We start from the raw sequence: 7,722 nt of genomic DNA, 5'->3' as shown, positions 1-7,722 counted from the left end.
CAAAGATAGCGACTTTTTATAATCACTTCCTAATCTTTTCCGGAAATAGTTTGCCGTAAACCGGTAAACAGCTTATAACCTGACCAATAAATTTATGGTTAAACATATAATTAATAGAAAATGTATAATCTCTGCTCAAAATCGATTGTCGATTATGTAGATTGTTTAGTGATATATCATATTTATAAATATCTTTATACATCTACAATAACCAAAATTAGTAATCAAAATGGCTAAAACTACCTTAAAAGATATCTCTAAAGCATTGAATATATCAATCTCAACAGTTTCCAAAGCTTTATCAGATAGTTATGAAATTAGTGAGAAGACCAAAAAGGTTGTTCAGGACTACGCTACAAAAATGAATTTTAGCGTTAATAAAGTGGCACAAAGTCTTAAAATCGGGAAAACAAATACTATCGGTGTCATTGTATGCGCGATTAATAATACATTTATAGCAGAAATACTAGACGGAATTCAAAAAGCATCTATAGAAACAGGCTTTGATATCATCATTATGCAGAGCAGAGAAGATATACAGGTTGAGAAATCCTGTATTGAAGTTTTAAACTCGAGAGGTATCGACGGACTTTTGATTTCACCAGTCAGCGAATCATCGAATCTGAGTTTATTGAAAGAATTACAAGAAAACGGAAAACCCATCGTTATTTTTGATAGAACAGTCAATCAATTAAAAACAGATAAAGTGGGTGCCAACAATTTCGACGGGGCTTATAAAGCTACCAAACACCTCCTCGAACAAGGACGTACAAATATCCTTCATATTACAGGACACCAATTAGGTGTTTCCAAAGACAGGTTAAACGGATATAAAGAAGCTTTAAGAGAATTTGAAATTCCACTAAAGCCCTATTACTTTATTGAGTGTAATATTCAAGATACCGCAATACTTGATAAACAAATCAAAAGCGCCATACAAAAAACACTAAACACAGAACATAAGCTAAATGCAATTTTTGGAGCCACCGATGTCATCACCACAAGAACACTCGGAATTCTAGCAGAACTCGGAATTAAGGTTCCGGAAGAAATTGCTGTTATTGGCTTTTCTAATATTTCTATTCCAACGTCACTCAACCCTGCATTGAGCAGAATCAAACAGCCTGCAAGTGAAATCGGACATACTGCAATGAAAAAACTCATTTATCTTATTAAGCGTCCATCACATAACGATTTTGAAACAATCGAACTAGAAACTACCCTGGAAATAAGAAAATCAAGTCTTTTGACTTGATTTTGCACCTCAGTTAGCTTTTTTACTTTTTAAAGTAGGCAACCGCATTGTGATAACAAATATCCGCGATAACCTTTCCAATCATATCGACATCATGCGGAAGGTAACCCTTGATGATATCTTCTGCAAAAATATTAGCAAGCAATCTTCTAAAATATTCGTGTCGAGAATAAGACAAGAAGCTTCTCGAATCGGTTAACATCCCAATAAAACAACTGATCAAACCATAATTAGAAAGTGCATTTATCTGTTCTGTCATACCATCCAACTGATCCTGATACCACCATCCTGAACCAAATTGAATTTTTCCCTTCATATTTCCGCCCTGAAAATTACCGATCATTGAACCAAAAACAGCATTATCAGCAGGATTAACATTATATATGATTGTTTTGGCCAATTGATCCTTTGTATCGAGATAATTAAAAAAATCTGCCATACGATCAGCTTGAGGGTAGTCCCCAATAGAATCATATCCCGTATCAGCACCCAAAATTGCGAGCTTCCCTTTATTTGTATCACGCAACGGGCCTAAATGAAATTGCTGCGCCCAATTTTTTGCATGGTACTTTGAGCATAATTCACTTAAAACATAAAAAACAAAGCTATCTTCCACTTCCAAAGCTCCGGTATCATCTCCATTGATCACGCGGATAAAAGTAGAATTCACTTCCGCTAAATTAAATGCCCCTTTTTTAGGCAGATATTTCAACCCATGATCTGAAGCCACACAACCCAAAGAGTCAAAATAATTAATTCGTTCATCAAGTGCTTCTAATAAAGAATCCAAGTGGTGTATTTTTATTCCGCTCACATCGGATAGTTTTTGCACATAAGCTCTAAATACATCTCCTTTCGATAATTGAAAAACCTTATCTGGGCGAAACGTCGGAAGTACTTTTGTGTTAAATTCAGTATTTAAACTTAAAGCCTTATGAAATTCCAGACTATCAATTGGATCATCAGTTGTTCCCACCATCTCAACCTTAAAATGGTTCAAAAGTCCCTGAGTACTAAAACTCGGTTCCTTCAATTGTTCCCTTGTTTGTTCATAAATAGCATGTGAACTTTGAGTGTTGAGCAATTTGCTAATTCCAAATGGATTCTTAAGCTCCATATGTGTCCAATGATACAGCGGATTTCTCAATGTTTGAGGCACAATCTCCGACCATTTTTGAAATTTTTCAAAATCAGAAGCTTCTCCTGTAATATATTTCTCTTCAACTCCCAAAGTTCGCATAGCACGCCATTTGTAATGGTCACCAGAGAGCCAAATTTGAGCAAGATTGTCAAACTGATGATTATTGCTAATCTGATCAGGGGGAAGATGATTATGGTAATCTATAATAGGAAGATCTTTTGCATAATTATGATATAGCTGTTGTGCAATATCCGATTGCAGTATAAAATTATGATTGATAAAATCTGACATTCTTTTTTGTTTATTGACCTAAAATTCCATATTCTAATCCCCTGAGTTCTGCGAGCCCTCTCAAACGACCAATTGCAGAATATCCAGGATTCGTCTTCTTATTTAGATCATCCAACATTTGATGACCATGGTCAGGTCTAAAGGGAATAGGTCTGATTCGATTTTGATTTTCAGTGATCAAAATTTTCATCACAGCATACATATTTACATCACCATCTAAATGATCAGCTTCAAAGAAACTTCCTAAAGTGTCTTTCTTTACATTTCTCAGATGCGAAAAGTAAACTCTTTCTTTAACAACATCCAAAATGGATGCAACATCATTTGACTGACTAGCACCAAGGGAACCTGTGCAAAAGCAAATGCCATTAAACGGCTTATTAACACCTTCAAGTATTGCTACCAGATCAGATTGATTGCTCACAATACGTGGAAGACCTAAAATTGGATATGGCGGATCATCGGGATGTATAGTCATTTTAATCCCCTCTCTTTCACAAACGTCACTTATCGATGACAGGAAATGAAGCAAATTATTTAATAATCCCGTTCGACCAAGCTGACCATACACAGCAATGCTGTTATTCAGATCCTGTAGTGTAATATCATTTTCTCCAGGGATTCCCATCAAAACAACTTGTTCTAACGCATTAAGATCTTGCTGTGAATAAGAAGAAAATTTTTTTTCAACTCCTTCCAATATCACTGTTGTATAATCCTTGACTGCATCTATTCGCTTTAGTATATGAATATCAAATACGGCAAGGTCAATCCAATCAAAATATAAAGCTTTTGAACCATCTTTCATCAACAGATCTAATTGTGTTCTGGTCCAATCTAAAACAGGCATGAAATTATAAGTAATGATCTGAATTCCACATTTCGCTAAATTCTCCAAAGACATCACATAGTTTTTAATATAATATGTGGCATCATTGCTTCCTGTTTTTATCGCCTCATGCACTGGAAGACTCTCTACGACCGACCAGACTAATCCACTATCTTCAATAATTCTTTTACGCTCTAAAATATCTTCGACAGGCCAAACATCGCCATGGGCAATATGGTGCAATGCCGTTACAATACCTGTCGCACCAGCTTGTTTTATATCATCCAAGGAAACGGGATCATTAGGCCCATACCATCTCCAAGTTTGTTCAAGTTTCTTCATACCTTAAATTTATTAAACCCCACACCATGCGTTAAACCCGCCATCAACAAAAATCGTTTCACCAGTAACCAAAGCAGAAGCATCACTTAATAAGTAGACTAAAGTTCCTTTCAGTTCATCTGGCTCTCCTAAACGTTGATAAGGCATCGCATTAATAAATTTCTGCGCTCGGTCGGAATATGTACCATCGGGGTTTATCAGTAGGTTTCGATTTTGCTCTGTTAAAAATACTCCTGGTGCAATTGCATTGACACGTACCTTATCACCGTATCGTAAAGCTAATTCAACAGACATCCATTTCGTGTAGCCATCTACACCGTGTTTTGCAACCGTATACCCCAAAACTCTAGTTAATGGTCTACTTGCCGCAAGTGAGGAAATATTAACAATAGAACCCTTACCAGATTCAGCTATTACACGTCCAAAAATATGTGTCGGAATAATTGTTCCATTTAAATTAAGCTCAATTGCTTTCAGCGTATCTCTTATATCATGGTCAAAAAGATTTTGTTCAGGCTTTATTGTTGCTCCAGCAATATTACCGCCAGCAGCATTGACCAAACCGTCAATCGTACCCCATTTCGCTATTATTTCATCCCTAGCCCGTATCACGTCCTCTTCGTTCAAAACATCTACTTGTATTGCTAATGCCTCAGCACCTTTCGCCTCAATAGCCTGGACTCTTTCTTGGAGTTTTTCTCTATTCCTACCCAGTACTGCAACCTTTGCACCAGCTTCAGCCAAAGCATCTACAAAAGATTTTCCTAGAACTCCAGTTGCACCGGTAACTACAACAACGTGATTGTTCAATGAAAATTTATCCAATATCCCCATTTTATAATTGTTAGATTTAAAGTTACCAATTTTATGAAATAATTAATTCCTAAAGAAACATCCTTATAACTTTATTTACTCAAACGTTTTCGAAATTATAGACACAATCAATACAGAAATACAATTATTTATACTACTTTCGAAAAGTAAACTAATAACTTATGGATAAAAACACGGTCCTTTGCTTCGGAGAGATTCTTTATAGATTACAAGCAAAAGATGAATATTTTTTTAATGATGACCAATCGGTAGTCTATGCCTATCCAGGAGGATCAGAAGCGAACGTTGCTGTGGCTCTTGCCTCGCTATCAATACCGACGACTTACGTGTCTGTCGCTCCCGATCACTCTTTGACCAAGGAGATTTTAAACACACTCAATCACAAAAACGTCGATACCTCCAAGTTTATATTTGGTGGCGAACGCTTAGGTTCTTACATTTTGCAATCGGCAAATGGTTTAACAAGCGGAGAGGTAATATACGATCGTAAGTACTCGTCATTTTCCACCCTTAAAACGGAAGATATTGATTGGGATGAACTATTTACTGACTGTTCATGGTTTCATTGGACAGCCTTAACACCTGCATTAAACGAGGAATTAGCACAGCTCATGCTAACAGCATTAAAAATAGCGCACGAAAAGAAAATCACCATATCTGTCGACCTCAATTATAGAAGCAGGTTATGGCAATATGGAAAACAGCCTCTAGATATTATGCCTACATTAGTTTCATATTGCGATGTTATTATGGGAAATATTTGGGCTGAACACAAAATGCTTGGAACTGCTATTCATGAGCAGTTGGTCCGAACTACTTCTTCCAGCGAATATTTCGACTATTCCAGTTTAGTTGCCCAAGAAATATTTGAAAAATATCCCAAATGCAAACACATCGCTAATACGTTTAGATTTATGGATAACCCTAAACATAATCTATTTTACGGAACATATCATAGCCCTGCAGAAAATAAAATAAGTACTATTTTAGAGACAAATGACTTAATTGATCGTATTGGTAGCGGAGACGCCTTTATGGGCGGTTTAATTGCTGCTATTTATCAAGGTAAGTCTGCTCAAGACATTATAGACACTGCAACCCAACTCGGATTCAAAAAACTATTTAACAAAGGTGATTTCATCAATTTATAATAATCAACATGCATACTATCCTATCCAAGATTGAAAGTTCTCCCATTATCCCCGTTTACTATCACGACGATATTGACCAATGTATTGCCATTTTAACATCATGTTATAATGGTGGAGTTCGCGTTTTCGAATTTGTTAATAGAGGTCCTGAAGCGCATAACAACTTTAAGGCTCTGCTTAAATACCGCGATGAAAATTTCAAAGATTTAAAGCTAGGAATTGGAACCATTAAAACGAAGCAACAAGCTCTAGATTTCATAAATATAGGAGCAGAATTTATTGTTAGTCCTATTGTGAAAGCAGAAATTGCAGATGTGACCTTAAAAAATAATATACTTTGGATACCGGGTTGCATGACTCCCACTGAAATTTCACTTGCTGAAGAATTAGGTGCACCATTAGTAAAACTTTTCCCCGGTGATGCCTTAGGAGCAAATTTTTTGAAAGGCATCAAGCCTCTATTTCAATCATTGAAATTTATGCCTACAGGTGGTGTATCATTAGATGAAGAAAATCTGTTAGCGTGGTTCCAAGCTGGAGTATCAGCAGTAGGTATGGGATCAAAATTATTTAATGGCCCGACAGAATCAGAAGAAAATAATTATATTGAAAATAGATTACAAAAAGCTTTTCAGTATATTGAAAGCTTAAAATAGAGAAATAAAAAAAGCTCTAACTTTCGTTAGAGCTTTTTTTGTCGGGGTGGCAGGATTCGAACCTACGACCTCCACATCCCAAATGTGGCGCGATACCGGGCTACGCTACACCCCGAAAAGGTATCACCTTTTGTTTTATTGTGATGCAAATATACAGCGAATATTAGTAATGTCAAATTTATTTTTCACTTTGCACAATAAAAGACTGATTAGCTGATAAATAAATTTCAATTAACCGAAAAACAATCTCATATTTAAGATGATTTATAAGATAATCTGCCTCTCCATGGTCTAAATCGATAATTTCTTAGAACATGTTTCTTCTCTAAAGAATAGCTTTTATCAGTCCATTCGCTATTACAAATGCTTAAATTGATTTCAAAAAAAAACAAAAAAGAGTAAGTATAAACCTTTAAACTATGTAATAAATATCAATATTTTTGATTAGTTGAAAAGAGATTTACGTTCACTTGTTCCCATTTATCCTGAATAGATGTGCTATCTCTAGTTTTAAAACTAATTGTATACCTCGCCGATTTGCACTCATTCAGAAATCCTACTGATCTACAATAGCCTGATTTCTGAATTATACAATAAGTAGCAACCATATATTTGAGCTAATTAATTTTAAAATCTAGGTTGAATTTCGATCAATTTTCAGGCTTGTAAATCCATTTTCAACAGACACAACTACATGAGTAGCTTAAATTCTAAAGGCAATAAATTCTTAGAAGGACTGCAAGTGCCTTACAATTAACATTTTATATGTTGTTTAGAAATGAACAATCATTTACTAAATTTTTATTTATTGAAATATTCAAGATTACACCTCTAATTAATGAGTTCTTAAAGAAGCAAGTTAGACCAATGAAATAATCCGATTATTTAGAGATAAACATAAAAGTACTTTAACTGTTTAAAAGTGTCAAAAATTAGAGATCGGAAGATATAGTGAAAGTATGCTTGTCCGATAGGAAGAGGATGTAGAAGCTGAATAGGTTAAATGATGAGCATGATGAGCATGACGGGCCTGCAGAAGTTACCGGAAGAACCGGAATAGCCCTGTTCACAGCATAAAAAGGTACAAACACAAAAAAGCCTCTGCTGTATAGCAAAGGCTTCTGTATAAAAAAAAGGCACCGACCTACTCTCCCACCTGTTACGGCAATACCATCGGCTCTGGCGGGCTTGACTTCTCTGTTCGGAATGGGAAGAGGTAGACA

General features: G+C 35.7%; 6 protein-coding genes and 1 tRNA gene. 3 read left to right on the top strand and 4 right to left on the bottom strand.

Going from position 1 to position 7,722, the window contains the following annotated elements; all coding sequences use genetic code 11:
• Window positions 1-229: 229 nt before the first annotated feature.
• Window positions 230-1,255, top strand: a complete 1,026-nt coding sequence (locus tag EDF66_RS25920) for a LacI family DNA-binding transcriptional regulator (RefSeq protein ID WP_021191083.1) — start codon at window positions 230-232, stop codon at window positions 1,253-1,255.
• 22 nt (window positions 1,256-1,277) lie between these two features.
• Here the strand turns inward: EDF66_RS25920 and uxaC are convergent, their stop codons facing one another.
• From uxaC to EDF66_RS25905, 3 genes are read right to left on the bottom strand one after another with little or no spacing between them, the layout of a single operon-like run.
• Window positions 1,278-2,687 carry a glucuronate isomerase gene (gene uxaC, locus EDF66_RS25915; RefSeq protein WP_132846217.1) on the bottom strand — a complete coding sequence of 470 codons (1,410 nt, stop codon included), beginning with the start codon at window positions 2,685-2,687 and terminating at the stop codon, window positions 1,278-1,280.
• A gap of 10 nt (window positions 2,688-2,697) precedes the next feature.
• Window positions 2,698-3,858: a mannonate dehydratase gene (uxuA, locus tag EDF66_RS25910; protein ID WP_132846215.1), complete on the bottom strand. Its 1,161-nt coding sequence runs from the start codon at window positions 3,856-3,858 to the stop codon at window positions 2,698-2,700.
• Between the two features lie 12 nt (window positions 3,859-3,870).
• Window positions 3,871-4,692, bottom strand: a complete 822-nt coding sequence (locus EDF66_RS25905; protein ID WP_132846213.1) for an SDR family oxidoreductase — start codon at window positions 4,690-4,692, stop codon at window positions 3,871-3,873.
• A 161-nt stretch (window positions 4,693-4,853) separates the two neighbouring features.
• Between EDF66_RS25905 and EDF66_RS25900 the strand changes: the two genes are divergently transcribed.
• Both EDF66_RS25900 and EDF66_RS25895 read left to right on the top strand, forming a co-directional pair.
• Window positions 4,854-5,843 carry a sugar kinase gene (locus EDF66_RS25900; protein ID WP_132846212.1) on the top strand — a complete coding sequence of 330 codons (990 nt, stop codon included), beginning with the start codon at window positions 4,854-4,856 and terminating at the stop codon, window positions 5,841-5,843.
• Window positions 5,844-5,851: 8 nt separating this feature from the next.
• Window positions 5,852-6,499 (top strand): bifunctional 4-hydroxy-2-oxoglutarate aldolase/2-dehydro-3-deoxy-phosphogluconate aldolase, encoded by a 648-nt coding sequence (locus EDF66_RS25895; protein ID WP_132846210.1) that lies wholly within the window; start codon window positions 5,852-5,854, stop codon window positions 6,497-6,499.
• A gap of 41 nt (window positions 6,500-6,540) precedes the next feature.
• On the opposite strand, the gene EDF66_RS25890 is transcribed toward EDF66_RS25895, so the two are convergent.
• Window positions 6,541-6,614: transfer RNA gene (locus EDF66_RS25890), tRNA-Pro, on the bottom strand.
• Window positions 6,615-7,722 lie beyond the last annotated feature (1,108 nt).

It is taken from the genome of Sphingobacterium sp. JUb20, assembly GCF_004342035.1.
Taxonomy (GTDB): domain Bacteria; phylum Bacteroidota; class Bacteroidia; order Sphingobacteriales; family Sphingobacteriaceae; genus Sphingobacterium; species Sphingobacterium anhuiense.
Note: the sequence above shows the minus strand (reverse complement) of the source record. Positions and strands in the feature narration are given on the sequence as shown.